General features: G+C 66.9%; 2 protein-coding genes. Both read right to left on the reverse strand.

The features are described from left to right. Positions 1–271: 271 nt before the first annotated feature. Complete coding sequence (locus ACFC02_RS42730; RefSeq protein WP_376368463.1) at positions 272–787, reverse strand: transposase; 516 nt, start codon at positions 785–787, stop codon at positions 272–274. A gap of 23 nt (positions 788–810) precedes the next feature. Beyond that, positions 811–1,204: group II intron maturase-specific domain-containing protein (locus ACFC02_RS42735; protein WP_376368465.1), on the reverse strand; the 394-nt coding region annotated here is incomplete at its 5' end.

The following is a 1,204-nucleotide window of genomic DNA, read 5'->3' on the forward strand; positions in this document are numbered from 1 at the left end:
CGGTCAGGTCAGCCCGATCGCCTTCGAACAGCGAACGGTTACGCTGACCACTGCCGCATAGCAAACGGTGTCCACGGCTCAGGGGGAAGCCCCGTCGCGCAGAAACCCTAGCCTCGATCTTGCATGACGGTCCGCCGACTCCGTCGACGGACCGTTTCGCGTTCGGTGGCTGGTGAGGCAGGTTGGCGGCCTGGTTGTCGCATCGGGTGGGCGCCTGGGTTCCACTGCTCCGGGTCGGGTAGTGCTGTCGTCGGGACGGAGATGCTGCTGGTCAGCCCGGGTTCGGCAGTTGAGCGAGCCGGTCGAGGGCGGCCGTGATGTCGTGAGTCCAGGGCCAATGGCGGGCAAGGCGGAGGATGCGGCGGCTTGCTGGTGGTGACAAGCTGTCTGGCCGCGGAGAACAGGCAGAGCCGCAGGTGCCGAGGTCCCGGAGCCGGGCTTGGCCGGTCGGGGCAAGCATGGGCATCCGGGCCAGCAGGTCGAGCGCGATCTGCACGATCTCCAGCCACACCTTGTTCTGCGCGGCCTGGTGCAGGGGCAGGTTGCGCAGGCCGGTGGCCCGGATCCGGTCCTCCGCGCGGGCCCGCAGGTGGTGACGGAGCTCGAGCTCAGCGATCGGGCGGTCGGCAGTATTCGTGGCGAAACACGTGATCCGCATGCCGTTCGCATCCTTGATCCTCAACTGGGCACCGGGATGGTTGAGTCGGCCCGCAGCGCGGTGCCGGCGTCGCCACCGGTCCGTTTCTGCGGGCCGCTCGCCGAACCCGGCGTGCGCGTTTCCACGCACCGGGCTCTCCACGGTCTCTGCCGTCAGGCGTGGTTGGTCAGGGTCCAGGGATTTGGGATCTTGTTGCCGCGGTACCGGTATCGCTCGGTTGGTACCCGGCCGAGGTTGAACAGTTCGACCCCGTCTGATGAAGGCATTTGCCACCGGCCGGTGTGGTCGGTGAGGTGCCTTCGCAGATCGGTCCAGCTCCAGCGGTGCAGCCGCATCCACCACCGGGCCACTCGCCGCCAGACGAAAATGGCGAGGGTTTGCATGGTGCTCTTGGCGACTGCGTATCTGAAGTAGTTGGACCAGCCGCGCATGATCCGGTTGAGCCGTCTCAGGGGGCTTCCCCCTGAGCCGTGGACACCGTTTGCTATGCGGCAGTGGTCAGCGTAACCGTTCGCTGTTCGAAGGCGATCGGGCTGACCTGACCGA

This window comes from Streptomyces sp. NPDC056160 (assembly GCF_042268205.1).
Taxonomy (GTDB): domain Bacteria; phylum Actinomycetota; class Actinomycetes; order Streptomycetales; family Streptomycetaceae; genus Streptomyces.